Annotated in this window: 16 protein-coding genes; 8 read left to right on the forward strand and 8 right to left on the reverse strand. The window is 70.5% G+C overall.

Translation table 11 applies throughout. From position 1 onward, the window contains the following. Window positions 1-27: 27 nt before the first annotated feature. Window positions 28-2358 (forward strand): putative bifunctional diguanylate cyclase/phosphodiesterase, encoded by a 2331-nt coding sequence (locus BLU81_RS14145; protein ID WP_231954512.1) that lies wholly within the window; start codon window positions 28-30, stop codon window positions 2356-2358. Here BLU81_RS14145 and BLU81_RS14150 read toward each other — a convergent pair. Together BLU81_RS14150 and BLU81_RS14155 are read right to left on the reverse strand one after the other, a co-directional pair. Then, window positions 2342-2851, reverse strand: a complete 510-nt coding sequence (locus BLU81_RS14150; RefSeq protein ID WP_157751560.1) for a hypothetical protein — start codon at window positions 2849-2851, stop codon at window positions 2342-2344. The two genes, BLU81_RS14145 and BLU81_RS14150, sit on opposite strands and share 17 nt — an antisense overlap. 91 nt (window positions 2852-2942) lie before the next feature. Further along, window positions 2943-4037, reverse strand: coding sequence for an acyltransferase family protein (locus tag BLU81_RS14155; protein WP_157751562.1), 1095 nt, complete (start codon window positions 4035-4037; stop codon window positions 2943-2945). A gap of 160 nt (window positions 4038-4197) precedes the next feature. On the opposite strand from BLU81_RS14155, the gene BLU81_RS14160 reads away from it, so the two are divergent. Beyond that, window positions 4198-4527 (forward strand): PadR family transcriptional regulator, encoded by a 330-nt coding sequence (locus tag BLU81_RS14160; RefSeq protein WP_092544980.1) that lies wholly within the window; start codon window positions 4198-4200, stop codon window positions 4525-4527. Beyond that, window positions 4524-5558, forward strand: coding sequence for a hypothetical protein (locus BLU81_RS14165; protein WP_092544982.1), 1035 nt, complete (start codon window positions 4524-4526; stop codon window positions 5556-5558). Before BLU81_RS14160 ends, BLU81_RS14165 begins: the two co-directional genes overlap by 4 nt. 55 nt (window positions 5559-5613) lie before the next feature. Here BLU81_RS14165 and BLU81_RS14170 read toward each other — a convergent pair whose 3' ends face one another. Then, the gene (locus BLU81_RS14170; RefSeq protein ID WP_092544984.1) at window positions 5614-6543 is read right to left on the reverse strand and encodes a TerC family protein; all 930 of its coding nucleotides are present in this window, start codon (window positions 6541-6543) and stop codon (window positions 5614-5616) included. Window positions 6544-6729: 186 nt separating this feature from the next. Here BLU81_RS14170 and BLU81_RS14175 point away from each other — a divergent pair, with 186 nt between their 5' ends. Then, window positions 6730-7044, forward strand: a complete 315-nt coding sequence (locus BLU81_RS14175) for a helix-turn-helix transcriptional regulator (protein WP_231954513.1) — start codon at window positions 6730-6732, stop codon at window positions 7042-7044. On the opposite strand, the gene BLU81_RS14180 is transcribed toward BLU81_RS14175, so the two are convergent. Next, entirely contained in the window at window positions 7032-7622 is a 591-nt protein-coding gene (locus BLU81_RS14180) for a TetR/AcrR family transcriptional regulator (RefSeq protein WP_092544990.1), read from the reverse strand. The genes BLU81_RS14175 and BLU81_RS14180 overlap by 13 nt on opposite strands. Before the next feature lie 81 nt (window positions 7623-7703). On the opposite strand from BLU81_RS14180, the gene BLU81_RS14185 reads away from it, so the two are divergent. Then, window positions 7704-8756, forward strand: a complete 1053-nt coding sequence (locus BLU81_RS14185; RefSeq protein WP_092544992.1) for an MBL fold metallo-hydrolase — start codon at window positions 7704-7706, stop codon at window positions 8754-8756. Window positions 8757-8781: 25 nt separating this feature from the next. Here the strand turns inward: BLU81_RS14185 and BLU81_RS14190 are convergent, their stop codons facing one another. Then, on the reverse strand, window positions 8782-9966 hold the full coding sequence (locus BLU81_RS14190; RefSeq protein ID WP_231954514.1) for an MFS transporter: 1185 nt from the start codon (window positions 9964-9966) through the stop codon (window positions 8782-8784). A gap of 55 nt (window positions 9967-10021) precedes the next feature. On the opposite strand from BLU81_RS14190, the gene BLU81_RS14195 reads away from it, so the two are divergent. Then, complete coding sequence (locus BLU81_RS14195) at window positions 10022-10993, forward strand: ArsR/SmtB family transcription factor (protein ID WP_092544996.1); 972 nt, start codon at window positions 10022-10024, stop codon at window positions 10991-10993. Between the two features lie 73 nt (window positions 10994-11066). Further along, window positions 11067-11846 (forward strand): polysaccharide lyase family 7 protein, encoded by a 780-nt coding sequence (locus tag BLU81_RS14200; protein ID WP_092544998.1) that lies wholly within the window; start codon window positions 11067-11069, stop codon window positions 11844-11846. Here the strand turns inward: BLU81_RS14200 and BLU81_RS14205 are convergent. The 3 genes from BLU81_RS14205 to BLU81_RS14210 all read right to left on the reverse strand — a co-directional run bounded on the left by BLU81_RS14205 (window position 11827) and on the right by BLU81_RS14210 (window position 14832). Further along, a complete protein-coding gene (locus BLU81_RS14205) occupies window positions 11827-12978 on the reverse strand; it encodes an MFS transporter (RefSeq protein WP_092545000.1) in 1152 nt (383 codons plus the stop codon). The genes BLU81_RS14200 and BLU81_RS14205 overlap by 20 nt on opposite strands. A 130-nt stretch (window positions 12979-13108) precedes the next feature. Further along, window positions 13109-14122 carry an RICIN domain-containing protein gene (locus BLU81_RS50635; RefSeq protein WP_307833772.1) on the reverse strand — a complete coding sequence of 338 codons (1014 nt, stop codon included), beginning with the start codon at window positions 14120-14122 and terminating at the stop codon, window positions 13109-13111. A 23-nt stretch (window positions 14123-14145) separates the two neighbouring features. Continuing rightward, window positions 14146-14832 (reverse strand): serine/threonine-protein kinase, encoded by a 687-nt coding sequence (locus BLU81_RS14210; protein WP_307833773.1) that lies wholly within the window; start codon window positions 14830-14832, stop codon window positions 14146-14148. Between the two features lie 508 nt (window positions 14833-15340). On the opposite strand from BLU81_RS14210, the gene BLU81_RS14215 reads away from it, so the two are divergent. Then, window positions 15341-15949, forward strand: a complete 609-nt coding sequence (locus BLU81_RS14215) for an AfsR/SARP family transcriptional regulator (protein ID WP_092545002.1) — start codon at window positions 15341-15343, stop codon at window positions 15947-15949. Window positions 15950-16059 lie beyond the last annotated feature (110 nt).

The following is a 16059-nucleotide window of genomic DNA, read 5'->3' on the forward strand; positions in this document are numbered from 1 at the left end:
CGCGGTGGCGATGCCGATCGGAGGGATGTGACCCCCGTGCTCGCCACCGCGCGCACCGACTCCGAGCAGTCCGCGGCGGCCGCGGGCCAGGGCTCGTCGCTTCGGCGCAGCCGGTCGGTGTCCTGGCGCCTGGTCGCCGCGGCGGTGCTGGTCGCGGCGCTGATGCCGCTGCTTCCGGAACCGTTGCAGGTGCTGCTGTCGGTCGTCGCCGTGCTCGGCGGGGTGGTCACGATCGGGTACGCCGCCCGGACCGGAGTCCCCGCCGGGCACGTGCCGTTGCGCCACCTGTACCTCGCCGGGCTGCTGATCGTGGCAGGGATGGTGCTGCGGATGGTGCTGATCGGCGCGGACCGGGCACCGCGGTCCGGCTTGTCGCTGACACTCGACGCGATCGTCATCGCCGGTTATCTGCTGGCGGCGTACGCGGCAGCCCGGATCCTGCTGCGGCGCCGCGCCGACCCGGAGGACCCGGCGTGGATCGACGCGGTGCTGGTCGGCGCGACGTTCGCCTGCCTGGCCTGGACCTATCTGGTGGCCCCGGCGATCGAGCGCACCGGGGAACCGACGGTCCAGTTCGCCAACGCCTTCTTCCCGATCGTCGACGTGGTCCTGCTCGCCCTGGTGGCCCAGCTCGGCCTGACCGGCGGGCACCGGGCGCCCGCACTGTGGATGGCCGTCGCCGGCACGGTCAGCCTGTCCGCCGGTGACCTGTGCTACCTGATAGGCAACGGTGGACTGGCCGCCTTACCCGCCGGGCTCGTGGTCACCCTGCACACCGTCGCGCTGCTGCTCCTCGGCGCGGCGACCCTGCACCCGTCCCGGCTGACCCTCGTCACCCCGCAGCAGCGGCTGGTGCGCAAGCTGTCCAAACGGCGGATGCTGACCATCGCCCTGGTGCTGCTGGTCCCGGTCGTCATGGCGACCCTGAATCCCGCCGACGGGCCCCTGGACAAGAACGTCCGCGGCGTCCTGGTGCTGGTCCTGGTCCTGGTGGTGCTGTTCCGGGTCGCGTGGTCCAGCAACTCGCGGGCCCGGGCCGAGGACTCCATCCGCAGACGGGCCACCCACGACCAGCTGACCGACCTGCCCAACCGGGAACTGCTCAGCGACACCATCACCGCCTGGGGGGACCGGGCCGCCGCCGGCCGGCAGGAGATCAGTCTGCTCTTCATCGACCTCGACCGGTTCAAGATGATCAACGACCACTGGGGGCACCGGGTCGGCGACGAGCTGTTGTGCGCCGTGGCGCAGCGACTCAGCACCCACGTACGCAGCTGTGATCTGGTCTGCCGGATCGGTGGGGACGAGTTCGTGATCGCCCTGTCCAGCCCGTCGCACAGCATCCTCGCCGAATCGGTCGCCGGGCGGGTCCTGGACCTGTTCACCCGCCCGTTCGCCCTCACCGTCGGAGACGTGGTGGTTTCGGCGTCGATCGGGGTGGCGAAGGCGACCGGTGGGGCCGAGGCCGTCGAGCTGATCCGGGACGCCGACACCGCGATGTACCAGGCGAAGGAGTCGGGGCGCAACACCTGGGCCCTGTTCGACACCTCGCTGCGCGACCAGTTGCACGACCGGATCACCCTGGAGCAGGCCCTGCGCGGGGCCATGCGGCGTGGCGAGCTGTACGCGACGTACCAGCCGATCATCGACCTGGCCAGCGGTGAGCTGGACGGTTTCGAGACCCTGATGCGCTGGGAGCACCCGGAACTCGGTCACGTTCCGCCGCTGCGGTTCATCCCGGTCGCTGAGGAGACCGGGATGATCGTCGAAGCCGGTGCCTGGCTGCTGCGGGAGGCGGCTGGCCGGCTCGCGGTCTGGCGTGCCGAACGCGGCCCGGACGCCCACCCGTTGCACATGTCGGTGAACGTGTCGGTTCGCCAGCTCCGGGACCGCAAACTGGTGGCCGTGGTCCGCGACGTGCTCGCCTCGACCGGGCTGCCGGCGTCCGCGCTGTGGCTGGAGATCACCGAGTCCGGCGTGATGGAGGACATCGACACCGCCCTGAGTACGCTCAACGAACTGCACGACCTCGGTGTGGTGCTGGCCATCGACGACTTCGGCACCGGTTACTCGTCGCTGAGTTACCTGAACCGGCTCCCGGTCGGCATCGTGAAACTGGACCGGTCGTTCGTCTCCGAGGTCGGCCGGCAGGGCGCGAACGAGCAGATCGTCCGGGCGGTCCTCGCCATGACCAGCGCCCTGGACCTGCGGGTGGTCGCCGAGGGCGTGGAGACCGAGGCCCAGCGCGACTGGCTCCGGGAGCAGGGCTGCGACCTGGCCCAGGGGTGGCTCTTCGGCAAGCCCTTGCGCGCCGAGGAACACCAGGGGCGGGTGACGGCGGTCAGTCGACCGGGATAGCCGTGGCCGGGTTGTCGAGGTTGATGACTCCGGCCGCTTCGGCCTGGCCCTCCGGTACCAGCAGCACCTGGGTCATCCGCACCGACCTGCCGATGTCAGCGGCGGCGACCAGCTTCGCGATGGCCGCCTGTGCGTCGGCGGGCACGTCGATCCGGCCGGGCCCGGCGGAGACGGTCACCGGCCCGTGCGGACCGTCAGGGGTGACGCACATCGCCTGGCCGGAGTATTCGACGTACCAGACGCTCCGGTCGCGGCACCCGCCGGCCACCAGATCGACGAACCAGACGTCCTCCCGTCCGGTGGCCTCCGGCCAGTTGCCGGTCTCCGTGAGGAGGTAGACGTCCACCTTGGACTCGCCGGCCGGCAGCCGGGCCGGCTCGGCCGGCCGGCCGAGCCACACCAGCCCGCCGATGATCAGCGCCACGACGGCCACCACCGACAGGACAGCGGTCTTGATCTGCGATTTCCGGGCCTGGCTGACGTGGTCGGTCATGATGGTTCCTTCGTCCGGGCGGTGCGGGGTTCCGCTTACGCCGATGACGCTACGGTCGCCCGCCCGCCCGGCCATCCGACCGCGGTACCCATCAGGAGTGGTACCCCGGTACCACCGCCACCCCGCGGGCCGGTCCGGACGGGAGCGCCGGGACGCGTTTCACGAACGGGGAGAGGCGGGGGCGGCGGCGGGCGGCCACGTCCTCGACCCAGCCCAGCGACAGGACCGCCACGGCCAGCAGGAGCATCGCGATACTGAAGTCGGCCGCGTACTCCAGGCCCTGGGTGGGGATCTTCCAGAGTTGCAGCGGGTCGAACAACGCGACCGCGATGGTGATGGCGACGTTGTGCCACAGGTAGATGGTCACCGCCCGGTTGTTGACCATCGACACGAACCCGTCCAGCGGGCGGGCGCGGGCCAGCCAGCCCATCGACGGTGACCAGCGCAGCAACAGCAGGACGAAGCCGATCGCGTAGATCGAGTACGCCACCGGAATGCTGGTGAGGTCCATACGCTCGTCGACCGGGTGAGTGTAGGCCCAGCTCAGCGCCCCGCCCACACACGCCGCGCCGAGGGTGAGCACCGCGGCCGGATGCAGCTTGGCCAGGTCACCCTCGCGGTGGGCCATGCCGAGGACCCAGCAGGACGCGTACGCCAGCACGTTCTGCAGCACCCAGCCGGCGGTCTCACCGAAGATGTCCGGGTGGAACGACAGCGCCACCAGACCGGCCAGCGGCAGCAGCACGATCACCAGGTGTGCCCGCCGATAAAGAGCGAGGAGCAACGGCGAGAGCAGGACCAGCCACAGGTACGTCACCAGGTACCACAGCACACCCGCGGCGGAGTACCCGAACTCGCTCGACGGCGGGTCCGCGATCGGCACGATCCACAGCAGCAGCCGTGGCCACGAAGGATGGTCGGGCCAACCGTGGTGCAGCATCAACGGCACCAGGATCAGGCCCATCGCCCACAGTGCGGGCAGCAGCCGCCGGATCCGGTTGCGCACCGCCCCGACGGCGCTGCGGTCGAGCGATTTCACCATCAGCGAGCCGCCGAGCGCGAACATCACTCCCATCGACGGGAAGATCAGTTCCAGGGTGGCGAACGGGAAGGCGTGGAACAACACGACCCGGATGATCGCCAGCGCCCGGAGCGCGTCGAAATATCTGTCCCGGTTCGGTTGCACTGTTCCTCCGTCGGCTGGGCCGTTCCACAAGGTAATTCCTGGTGGAGGCGCTGTCCTACGCCGAACGGCCGTAATCGACCACCCGACCCGGCGATCACGCCCCGCAGTCGGAGGAATACAACGGTTGACGTTATACATCGGCGACCGTACTGTCCTCGACGTGCAGGAACCCACTTATCTGATCCTCGCCGTGCTCGCGGCCCAGCCGTTGCACGGTTACGGGATCGTCCAAGCCGTGACCCGACTCTCCGACGGGGAGGTGAACCTTCGCCCCGGCACCCTCTACGGCGCCCTCGACCGCCTGGACCAGCAGGGGCTGATCGCCGTCGACCGGGAGGAGGCCGTCGACGGCCGGTTGCGCCGCTACTACCGGCTCAGTGACACCGGGGCCGCCGCGCTCGCCGAGCAGTCCCAGCGCCTGCGTCGGCGCGCCGACGCCGCCGACCGCCAGCTCGCCCTCCGCCCGAACATCGCCGGAGGTGCCGCATGACCAGCTCGTTCGCTACGGCGTCGCCGACCGCTCGGGGCAACCGGGCGGTGCTGGCCGCCTATCCGGCCCGGATCCGCCGCAAACACGGCGCCGAACTGATCGACACCATGCTGGAGATGGCCGGCCCCGGTGGCGAGCCGACCCGCGAAGCGAAAGGCCTGTTGATGCTCGACGGCCTCCGCGAACGGTTCCGTCCCCCGGTGCGCCGCCCGATCGCCCTGGTCGCGGCGATCGTCGCGCTGCTGATCGGTGGCGCACTTGGCGCGGCGGCCGGTTCCTGGCTGGGCTCCTTCGGTTACGCCGCCATGCCCGACGCCGCCCTGGCCGCGCGGGTGCTGCCGGCCCCGGCCACCGGCAGCACCGGTGACCTCTATCTGCAGGGCAACAGCGGCTTCGGTGACGCGGTGGACGGTCGGGCGGCCGCCGAGTCGGTGCGGCAGCGGCTGGCGGCCGAGGGCTGGCGGACCGGGCCGCTGCAGACCGGCGACGGCACGGACGGCGTGCTGGCCAACGTCCACTTCTCCGCCGAGACCGATCAGACCATTCTGGACGTGTACGCCTACCCGGACGCCAACGGGACGCCGTACCTGGCACTCAACGGCTGGCCACAGCGCCCCGCCGCCTACCTGCCGCTGACCATCGCCGGCCTGCTGCTCGGCCTGGTCGCCGGCTGGCTGACCGGAGTGGCCCTGGCGCACCGCATCCAGGCGGCGGGCCGGCCGATCGTCAGCACGGTGCTCACGGCTGCCGGGGTGTTCCTGGTGGTCCCGTCGGCCGCCGGTTTCGTCGCCTCGCTGACCAGTTATCTGACGGCGGGCACCGGCCAGCCGAACAGCGGTCACCTGCCGCACTTCTACGGATTCGCCTTCGGGCCGACCACGGAATGGATGCACAGCATGGACATCGGCGCGGGCTGGATCCTCGTCCCGAGCGACTTCGCGATGCTGCCGATCTGGGGTTTCGGCCTGATCGCCATCGCGGCGATCGTCGCCCGCCCGGGCCGGACGGACGACAAAGCCATCGCCACCTGATCGACCAGCCGGCAGCCCGGCGCGGCGGGATCACCGCCGACCCGGGCTGTCCGCGCTACTGAGGCGCCTCGACGGCACGCGTGCTGCGCAGGCTGGTGACGATCGAGACGGCGATCGTCACCACGATGACTCCGAGAGTCAGCGGGATGGGCAGTTTGCCGACCGGCGTCTCGGAGAGGATCAGCTTCACGCCGGCGAAGGCGAGCAGCACGGCCAGCCCGTAGTGCAGGTGCACGAACCGGCGCAGCAGCCCGGCCAGGCAGAAGTAGAGGCTGCGCAGGCCGAGGATGGCGAACGCGTTGGCGGTCCAGACGATGAACGTGCTGGTGGTGATGGCCAGGATCGCGGCGACCGAGTCGACGGCGAAGATCAGGTCGGTGGCCTCGACGGCGATCAGCACGACGAACAGCAGGGTGGCGACGCGCTTGCCGTCGACGCGGGTGAAGAACTTGTCGCCGTGATAGCTGGGGTCGGTCGGAACCACGCGGCGGACCAGCCGTACCACCGGGTTGTTCTCCGGCGGGCTCTGCTCACCGTGCTGGAACGCCATCTTGTAACCGGTCCAGATCAGGAACGCGCCGAAGAGGTAGGCGGTCCAGAAGAAGGCCTCCAGCAGCCCGGCGCCGACGAAGATGAACGCGAACCGGAACACCAGCGCGCCGATGACGCCCCAGAACAGGACCTTGTGCTGGTAGGCCTCCGGGACGGCGAAGGCCGTGAAGATCATCGCGAAGATGAAGACGTTGTCGATCGACAGCGCCTTCTCGATCAGGTAACCGGCGTAGTAGGTGCCGGCCACGTCGCCGCCCTGCCAGGCCCAGAGGACCACACCGAACAGCAGGCCGGCGGCGATCCAGATCCCGGACCAGATCGCGGCCTCACGGAACTTGATGACGTGGTTGTCGCGGTGCAGGAACAGGTCGACGGCGAGCATCGCGGCGACGGCCAGCATCACAGCGGCCCAGCCCCACCAGGGAACGGACACGGGGAATCCTTTCGTCCAGTCTGGACGAAGGTCTCCCCGGGCCACCTAATACGGTGACTGCGACACCGGGAACCGGATGGCCGGTTCCGTACTGACGGCGGCGCGTGGTGCGTCGGGTACTCCCCCTCGAAGCACGTACCACTATTCACGAAGTAGAGTTCGCATGTCAAACCGAGAGGGCGGATCGTGACCGGCTGGACCTTCCTGAGCAACCACGCTCACGTACTGCTGGCGATCTTCCGTGATCCGACCGTGCGGCTGCGGGACGTGGCCGATTCCGTCGGCATCACCGAGCGCGCCGCCCAGGCCATCGTCGCCGACCTGGAAGCCGCCGGATATCTGAGCCACGAGCGTGTCGGCCGCCGCAACCACTACACGGTCAACCCGGACGGCGGGTTCCGGCACCCCGCCGAAGCGGGCCGGCGCATCGGCGACCTGCTCGCCCTGTTCGCCGGTGACACACTTCGACAGCCCGCGCCGGGGCCGCCTCAGGGTGCGTAACCGCGCTGGATGAACGCGATCGTCTCGTGCAGCCCCTGTTCCACCTGCTCGGCGGAGAAGCCACCGCTCTGTAGCAGTGCGGTCAGACCTTGCAGAGCGGCAGCCAGCGGTACGACCATCAGCTCCACTTCTCCGGCCCGAACCTCCCCCCGCCGCTGTCCGTCCTCGATCACCCGGTTGACCAGCCCGGTCATCCGCCGCGTGGCGGTCTTCAGCTCTTCGGCGACGTCGGGGTCATGCTTGCGCGCGTACATCAACTCCAGCAGCGCGGCGTTGCCGGCGGAGAAGGCCATGTACGCCCGGGTCAACCGGTCGAGCCGGGACGCGAAGTCGTCTCCGGCACCGTCGAGTGCCCCGGTCAGCACCGTGTCCAGACGGTCGAAGCCCTCCAGGGCCAGCGCGTCGAGCAGCGCCTGTTTGGTCTTGAAGTGGCGACTGGGCGCGGCCGGGCTGACGCCTGCCTCACGGGCCAGTTCGCGCAGGGACAACTCGGCGGCGCCCCGGTCCCGCAGGGTGTCCTCGGCCAGGGTCAGCAGGGCCGTGCGCAGGTCCCCGTGGTGGTAAGGGCGGGTCTTCATGGCACCCACCCTACCGGCATGTATTCGACGAATACATAGTAAGCATTGACTACATTGTGATCACCGCATACATTGGGAGCCATGACGAAGAGGCTTGACATCGCTGCTCAGCTCGGCGGAAAGGCGACCGGGGCACGGCGCACCCGGGTGGAGTCCTCGCCCCAGTTCTCCGGCGGCCGGTTCCGCAACATCGTGCCCACCGCCACCGGCCTCCCCCTGAGTGCCGTCCCCCGGGTCGCCGCCGCCACCCTGACCGGCGGCCGGGCCCGCCGCCCGCATCAGCCGGTGCCGGTGGTCAGCGCGCCCGCCGCCGACGCGACCGGCCTGCACGTCACCTGGTTCGGCCACTCCACCGCTCTGATCGAGATCGAGGGCCAGCGGGTCCTGCTCGACCCGGTCTGGAGCGAGCGCTGCTCACCGTCCCAGCTGGCCGGCCCCCGGCGACTGCACGAGCCGCCCGTTCCGCTGCGTGACCTGCCCCCGATGGACGCCGTGGTCATTTCGCACGACCACTACGACCACCTCGACATGCCGACAGTCCGGGAGCTGGCCGCCCTCCAGCCCACGATGCTGTTCGTGGTGCCGCTGGGAGTGGGCGCGCATCTGGAGACCTGGGATGTGCCCGAGTCCCGCATCGTCGAGCTGGACTGGAACGAGAGCACCCGGATCGGCGGCCTCGAACTGGTCGCGACTCCGGCCCGGCACTTCTCCGGCCGCCGCGGGGTCAGCCGCGACGACACGCTCTGGGCCAGCTGGGTGATCAAGGGCCCGAGCCGGAGGGTCTTCTACTCCGGCGACACCGGCTACTTCCCGGGCTTCGCCGGGATCGGGGCGGAGCACGGCCCGTTCGACGTCACCCTGGTGCAGGTCGGCGCCTACAACGACGACTGGGCCGACATCCACATGTTCCCCGAGGACGGTGTCGCCACCCACCTCGACGTGCGCGGCGGCCTGATGATCCCGGTGCACTGGGCCACCTTCGACCTGGCGCCGCACCGCTGGGCCGAGCCGCCGGAGCGCACCTGGCGTGAGGCGAAGGCCCGCGACGTCCGGCTGGCCATCCCCCGGCCCGGCGAGCGGGTCGACGTCGACAACCCGCCGGAGATCGACGCCTGGTGGCAGCAGGTGGCGTGAGCCGCTGACAAGGGTGGTGTGAGCCTCAGACGACGCTGCGGGCGCCGACGCCCCGAGTGATCAACCGGGTGCCGGCACCGGCGGCCACGAAGAGGCCACCGAGCAGCAGCCAGCCGGGCAGCCCGAGCCCGATCGCCGTGGAGGCCACCACCAGCGGGGCGAACGCCCGGCCGATCGCCATCCCGGCCTGACTCACCCCCTGGTAGGCACCGGTGTTACGGGGGTCGGCGAGTTCGAAGGCCAGCTCCCAGCCACCGGCCTCGGAGACGATCTCGCCGAACGAGTGTGCCGTCACGGCGGCAACGAGCAGCCCGACGGCGGCCCCGGTGCCCGGATATCCGGCCGCCGCGTAACACAGGCAGGCGACCAGGAGCAACACGGTGCCGTTGCGGACCGCCCGGCCCGCCGACGGCACGTCGACGACCAGCCGGGTGGCCCGGACCTGGAAGAACGTGACCACCAGGGTGTTGAGGACCATCAGCAGCGCGACGGTGACGTGCGGCGCGCTGGTGTGCCCGGCGACCCAGAGCGGCATGCCGACGGTGAGCAGTACGAACTGGATGGTGATCACCGCGTGCAGGGCGACCACGGTCAGGTAGCGGCGGTCCCGGGACGGTGGTGTGCCCGCTTCGGACGCCTCGTCCCGGACCCCCACGGTGACGTCCGGCAGCCGGCGCAGGGCGAACGTCGCGGACAGGGTCAGAGCCGCGGCGGCCAGCACCGCCGTCAGGTAAGCGGTCCGGGTCCCCACGGCCAGTGCCACGGCGGCAGCCCCGGAACCGGCGGCGATGGACACGTTGTCGACCACCCGCAGCCGCGCCCGGACCGCGACCCGGCCGGAACCGGTGAAGACCCGGGCGACCAGGGTGACCCGGGACGTCCGCTGCATCGTCTCCCCGCCGACCGCCACGCACGCGACCAGCACGAACGTGACGGCGTCCCGGGTCAGCGAGTACGCCACCAGCGCACCGGCTTGGGCCAGCACCGCGCCGAGCAGAACCGGCCGGGGACCGAACCGGTCACTGAGGCGACCGGCTGCGTACGAGGTCAGCACTCCCCCGAAACCGGCGACGGTCAGGCCGGCGCCGACGGTGGCCGGGCTGAGCCCGACGACGGTGGTGAAGAACAGCGCGCTGACGCTGAACATCACTCCCTTGGACGTCGACCCGGCCACCGTGGCCCAGGTCAGGGCACGTTCGATCGTTTTCACCGGCACAGTCGACCCGGTCCCACGTACCGCCGCGATCGATGTAGCGTATTGCTTCATGCCCGTGCTCTATCAACTCGTCGGTCACGACCTGGCGGGCGTGCGGTTCGCGATCTCCCCACTCTCCGAGCTGGTCATGTCACTGCGGACCTGGCGTGACCCGGGCCGATATCCGGTGCATCTGCCGTGGATCCGGGCGACGGAGCCGCTCCGCGACCGTCTCGACACCGAGATGCTGCTCGCGCTGATCACCGAATGGCGATGGACACCCGACTTCCTGACCCCGCCGCCGCACTCGCCGCTCACCCGGCTGGAGGACGAACTCGCCGTGATCGCGGCCACGCCCGCCGACACGGTCTGGCGGGAACTGTTGCTGCTCTACGGCACTGAGGAGCGGATCCCCGCGCCGTGGCACCGGGCCGGCGCGCTCGACCGGGCCACCGCGGCGCTCAGCGGATACTGGGATCTCTGCTTCGCGCCGCACTGGCCGCGGATGCGTGCGCTCCTCGAAGGCGACGTCACCCATCGCGGACGGGAGATCGCCCAGCACGGTCTCGCCGCCATGTTCGCCGGGCTGTCCCCACGGGTCCGGTTGATCGGCGACGTGGTGGAGGTGCGGCTGTGGTCGGACCTGAGTTACCGCCGCCGCACCGACGGCGGGCTCACCCTCGTCCCGTCGATGTGGACCCGCGGCGTGTCGGCGCCGGTGTCCCCCGAGAGACCGCCGCACATCCTCTACCTGGCCCGCGGCAGCGGCAGCCTGTGGGAGGCGGAACCGCTGCCGGCGCCCGGTGCGCTGGCCGGACTGCTCGGCGCCCACCGGGCCGGACTGCTCGCCCGGTTGGGCACCCCGGCGTCCTCGACCGAACTCGCGACCCGGCTCGGTGTCACCCCCACCGCCGTCAACCAGCACCTGCGCGCACTGCGAGCGGCCGGGTTGCTGGTCAGCACCAGGCACGGCCGTTCGATGCTCTACCGCCGCACCGACCTGGCCGACCGGCTGCTCGCGGCATCATTTAAGGATATTTAAAGTTACCTATCTTGTACGTCCACGGACGTGCTGATTCGCTTGACGCATCCCCCACCAGTGAAGAGGTACTCCCGTGCAACGACGCACCCTGTTCACCGCCGCCCTGTCCACAGCCGCCGTCGGCGCCCTCGGTATCGCCGGCATCGGCACCGCCTCCGCCGCGACCCTCGATCCGGCCCTCCCGCCCGGCGGCAACTTCAACCTGTCGGTCTGGTCGCTCCAGCTGCCCGTCGGATCGCCCGGCAGCCCGGAGACCATCTCGGCGGCGCGACTCAAAGCCGGTTACACGAATCCGTCGTTCTTCTGGACCGACAAGAACGACGGCTCGATGACGTTCTGGGCACCGGAGAAGGGCGTCACCACCCCGAACTCGAACTACGCCCGCTCGGAACTGCGCGAGATGAACCCGGACGGCAGTGCCGCGAACTGGGCCCTGACCGGCAATCACACCCTCAGCGCCCAGCTGCGGATCGTCTCGGTGACCAAGAACGTGGCGGTCGGCCAGGTGAAACTGGGCACCGGCGGCACGTCGACGAAACCCCTGGCGGAGCTCTACTACCGCCCGAACGGCGACATCTACCTCGGCACCCAGAACTCCCCGGACGCCAGCGGCCAGACCTTGCACAAGGTCGGCAGTGTCCCGCTCGGCACGAAGTGGACCTACGTCCTCAACGTCAACGGCACCAAGATCAACCTCACCGTCGACGGTACGCGTACCACGTACTCGATCCCGTCGGCCTTCCATCCGTACCGCCAGTATTTCAAAGCCGGCTCCTACAACCAGTCGTCGTCGGAGAGCACCACCAACGGCGCCAAGGTGAAGTTCTACAGCCTCACCGTGAACCACGGCTGACCAGCACCACGGCGACGAACACCGCCACCGTCGCGGCAGCCGTCAGGGCGGTGGCCGGGCCCAACCGATCGGCCACCGCACCCGCCACGGTGGCCCCGGCGGCGATCGCGCTCACCCCGGCCGCGGCGATCAGCGTGAACGCCTCGACGGCATGACCGGGCGGCGCGGTCCGGGCGGCCAGACTGAACTTGAGCACACCGGTCGGCCCGAGTCCGAGCCCGAAGGCGAACAACGCGACGGCGAACACCACCGGCGTGGTCATCAGAGCGGCCACGCCGGTGGTGATCGCGCACATCAAGATCAACCCGGCCAGCCGTAGCTCAGGACGGTCACCCTGCATCCGGGTTCCCCACGCCAGGGCTCCGATCAGGCTGCCGACCGAGATCGCCGCGTACATCAGGCCGGCCCGATCGGTGAACAACGCCGCCGCCGACACCTGCACCATGCCGATGAGCAGCCCGGCGGCGGCCCCGGCGAGCAGCGCGGTCCGCACTCCCCGGCTGGTCAGTGCCCCGGTCAACCCCTTCTTGCGATCTCCGGTACGCCAGGTCAAGGACGCGCGGCTGGTGGCCAGCAGCACGGCCCCACCGGTGAACAGCACCCCGCACAGCAGGATCGCCGTGGCCGGCCCGATGACCGGCAGAGCCACCGTCAGCAGCAGCGGGCCGGCCAGCACCGGCGCCTCGAACATCACCGACGAGCAGGTCATCGCCGCGGGCAGCAGCCCCGGCGGCACCAGCGTGGGCCACAGCGCCCGCAGACTCGCGTTGACCTGCGGCTCGCAGGAACCGCCCAGGAAGGCGCACACCAATACCGCACCGAGCACCCCGGAACGGGCGGCCAGCACCAGGCCGGCGATCGCGACCGCCTGCACGGCGACGGCCGTGAGCAGCACCCGGGTCTGCCCCAGCCGGTCGATCAACCGGCCCTGCACGACCATGCCGAGAGCGGTGCCCGCGCCGAGCAGACCGACGGCCAGGCCCGCCGTGGCGAAGCCGCCCTCGGAGCGCTGCACGAGCAGCAGCACGGCCAGGCCGAGCATGCCGATCGGCAGGGAGGCGAGAACAGCGCCGGCGGCCGGGCGGGCGACCCCGGGCCGGCGGAGAACGGAGAGAAAGGCACCCGAGGACATCCGGTGTCACTCCTCGACAAGCGAAGGTCACCGGTGGCCGGGCGGGCACCGCGCACGGGCCCGAAGGCACACAGTGGCGCACTGCCCACCTAACCTCGCAACGGCCCCGAGCGCAACCCGGCCCGGCCGGTCAGAAGTCGGTCTTCGTCAACAGTGCCCAGCGGCGGTCGTCGCCCGCCTCACACGAGTCGAGGATCAGTTGGTCGCCCTCGGTCTCCGAGGCCACGGCGATGCACAGCCCCGACGCGACGTTGCGCAACCAGAAGTACCGCAGGCCGCCCGAAGTGCCCTTGGGTTCGAGCCGGAACTCCTGGTTGTCCTCTTCGTAGCAGACCATCTCAGTCAGCTTGGAGCCGGATTCGACGGAGCCCACGCCGAGCGGGTCCAGGCACAGGTCGTCGTCGATGTTCTGGATCCAGTAGAGGTGGTAGCCGTCCGCGTCGAAGCGGGGCACGAAGCGCCACTCCTGGTTGTCGGGCTCGGTGGGACGGCACGCGAACTGGTTCACCGGCAGGTCGGGCCGGCCCTTGTCGTACCACTCCAGGTCGAAGCAGTGACCGACGGCCAGGTTCCGCACGAAGTACGGCTGGGACTGCACGGCCGCGCCGTCGGCCACCCTGGCCAGGGGCAGGCCGGTCTGTCCGGAGGCTTTCGCGGCGGTGCTGCTCTCCGGCGTACCCGAAGGCGCCGGGGTCTGCTCGGAGGGTTTGGCACCTCCGGAACCGGTGCTCGGACGACGGCTGGCACCGGCGGCAGCGGCACTGGGCGCGGGTTTGCGGGACGACTGCGCGACGGGCGCCGCGGCACTGGAGTTCATCGACTGCGGCAGGGTCTCGGCCGCCACGGTCTCGGGCTTACCGGTCAGCGCCCAGGCCGTCGCCGCCGCACCGATCAGCACAGCCGTCGCACCCGCCAGTGCCGCGGTGAGGATCCGGCCACGGCGCGGACGCTCGGGTGCCGAGACCTCCGGCACGTCGGCCGGGGCCGATGGACCAGCCGGAACAGCCAGGGCCGCGGGAACGATCGGCGCGGCGACCGGGGCGCCCGGCCGGATCAGCATGTCGAGCAGTGCGGTGGCGGTCGGGCGGTCCGCCGGGTTCTTGGCCAGCGACCGGGCCACGATGTCGCGCAGCGATTCCGGCACCCCGCTGAGGTCCGGTTCCCTGGTCAGGATCCCGGCGACGACTCCGGTGGGCGTGTCGGCGTGGAACGGCGTGCGGCCGGTCGCGGCGTACGTGACGACGGCACCCCAGGCGAAACGTCAGCGGCCGGGCCGACGGCCTCGCTCTTCATCTCGAAGCGTTCCGGGGCCATGTACGAGACGGTGCCGACGACCTGACCCGACCGGGTGTGGTCGGTGGTCGCCTCGAACGCCCGCGCGATCCCGAAGTCGATCACCTTCGGGGAGCCGAGCGCGAACAGCACGTTGGACGGCTTGAGATCACGGTGGATCACACCGGCGCCGTGGATCGCGGTGAGAGCGGTGGCTGTCCCGATCGCCACACTGTGCAGATCACCGCCGGACAGCGGCCCGCGGTCGGCGACCACCCGGGTCAGGCTGGGGCCGTCCACGTACTCGACCACCAAATACGGCGGCGAGTGGTCCGGGTCCGCGTCGATGACAGCGGCGGTGCTGAACGACGGCACCCGGCGGGCGCTCTCGACCTCACTGCGGAACCGGGCCCGGAACTCGGCCTGATCGGCGTACTCCGGGCGGATGACCTTGACCGCGACCTGTCGACCGTCCGGCATCCGGCCCAGGAAGACACTTCCCATTCCGCCTTCGCCCAAGCGGCCGATCAGTTCGTAGGTACCCAGCCGGACTGGATCGGTCGGGCGCAACGGCAGGGTCACGGGTGCCGATCCTCTGTAGACGAAACGCGGTACATGGGCGGCGAGCGTACCGGACCCGCAACGGCCGCGCGCACCCGGAAAATGAGCAGGATTCCTAACATTTTCCGCCGCTCGCCACAGCGTTCTAAGATCCACGGCCGCTCTGCCGACCACCGGCGGTGGGTACGGCGCTCTGATGACCTTGCTGCCCGCCCCGCCCGGCGCCGGCATCCGTGACGTGTTGCTCATCGCAGCGCTGGCGGTGGTGTTCGGGATCGCGGTGATGCCGCTGCCGTGGGGGGCGGATATCCGACACCGCCCGGCTGTCCGCGGGGCCGCGGCAATGGGCGCTCACCGGGCTCCACGACATCGCGGGCGGCTACGGCATGAACCCGATCGTGCTGCTCGCCGCGGCTGACAAGGCGATGTACACCGCCGAAGAGCCCCGCCGTCCCCTCTCCACCGCCGTCTGACTACCGCTCTGCGGCACAATGGCCTCGGGACGAGCCGCTGGCCGAGGGAGTTCGGGATGGTCGACGATGCGCTGCGGTTCGACGCTCTCGGGCCGGTTCACGCGTATCGGGGCGACGAACCGATCGATGTCGGGCCGCGCAATCAGCAGGCGGTCCTCGGGCTTCTGCTGGCCCGGGCCGGGCGGCCGGTGTCCGTCACCGAGATCGCCGGGGCGCTGTGGGGTGGTGACCCGCCGGAGAACGGTGAGGACATCGTGCTGCGCTACATCGGTGCGCTGCGCCGCATCCTCGACCCGGACCGGACCGCACTGATCGCGTTCACCGGCGGCGGCTACGTGCTGAACGCCGCGCAGAGGACGTCCCCACCAGCCCCGCCGGCGCCGAAAGCACCAGAACCTGCGCAGACCAGACCGATGCAGATGCCTGAACCCGCGCAGACCAGACCTGTCCAAGCGCCGGTGGCCGCGCGCACCAAAGCGGAACTGGCCAAAACCATGATCGAGATGGCCCCGGCCCCGCCGGAAAAACCGGCTCCCTCGGAAAGACCGGCCCAGGAAAAGCTCGCCAGGACCAGGATCATGACGCCGGAACCGGATCACCCGGTGCCCGTGGACCCGTGGGACGGCCACGATCTGTTCCCGCCGGACCCGCTGGCCATGGGTTAGCGGCGCGGCCGCCGGCCGCGGGGTCGTAACCGGCGGCACCGGCTGTGCCGGTCGTGGGTGCGGGCGGAGAACACCCGCCAGGCGAGCCACATCCGGAAGCGGGGTGTGCA

This window comes from Actinoplanes derwentensis (genome assembly GCF_900104725.1).
In the GTDB taxonomy this organism is placed as follows: Bacteria; Actinomycetota; Actinomycetes; order Mycobacteriales; family Micromonosporaceae; genus Actinoplanes; species Actinoplanes derwentensis.

Excerpts from the sequence above, each read along its gene's own strand:
- BLU81_RS14205 (WP_092545000.1), bottom strand. The coding sequence starts at position 12,978 with ATGTCCTCGGGTGCCTTTCTCTCCGTTCTCCGCCGGCCCGGGGTCGCC.
- BLU81_RS14215 (WP_092545002.1), top strand. The coding sequence starts at position 15,341 with ATGGTCGACGATGCGCTGCGGTTCGACGCTCTCGGGCCGGTTCACGCG.
- BLU81_RS14195 (WP_092544996.1), top strand. The coding sequence starts at position 10,022 with ATGCCCGTGCTCTATCAACTCGTCGGTCACGACCTGGCGGGCGTGCGG.
- BLU81_RS14165 (WP_092544982.1), top strand. The coding sequence starts at position 4,524 with ATGACCAGCTCGTTCGCTACGGCGTCGCCGACCGCTCGGGGCAACCGG.
- BLU81_RS14185 (WP_092544992.1), top strand. The coding sequence starts at position 7,704 with ATGACGAAGAGGCTTGACATCGCTGCTCAGCTCGGCGGAAAGGCGACC.
- BLU81_RS14150 (WP_157751560.1), bottom strand. The coding sequence starts at position 2,851 with ATGACCGACCACGTCAGCCAGGCCCGGAAATCGCAGATCAAGACCGCT.
- BLU81_RS14180 (WP_092544990.1), bottom strand. The coding sequence starts at position 7,622 with ATGAAGACCCGCCCTTACCACCACGGGGACCTGCGCACGGCCCTGCTG.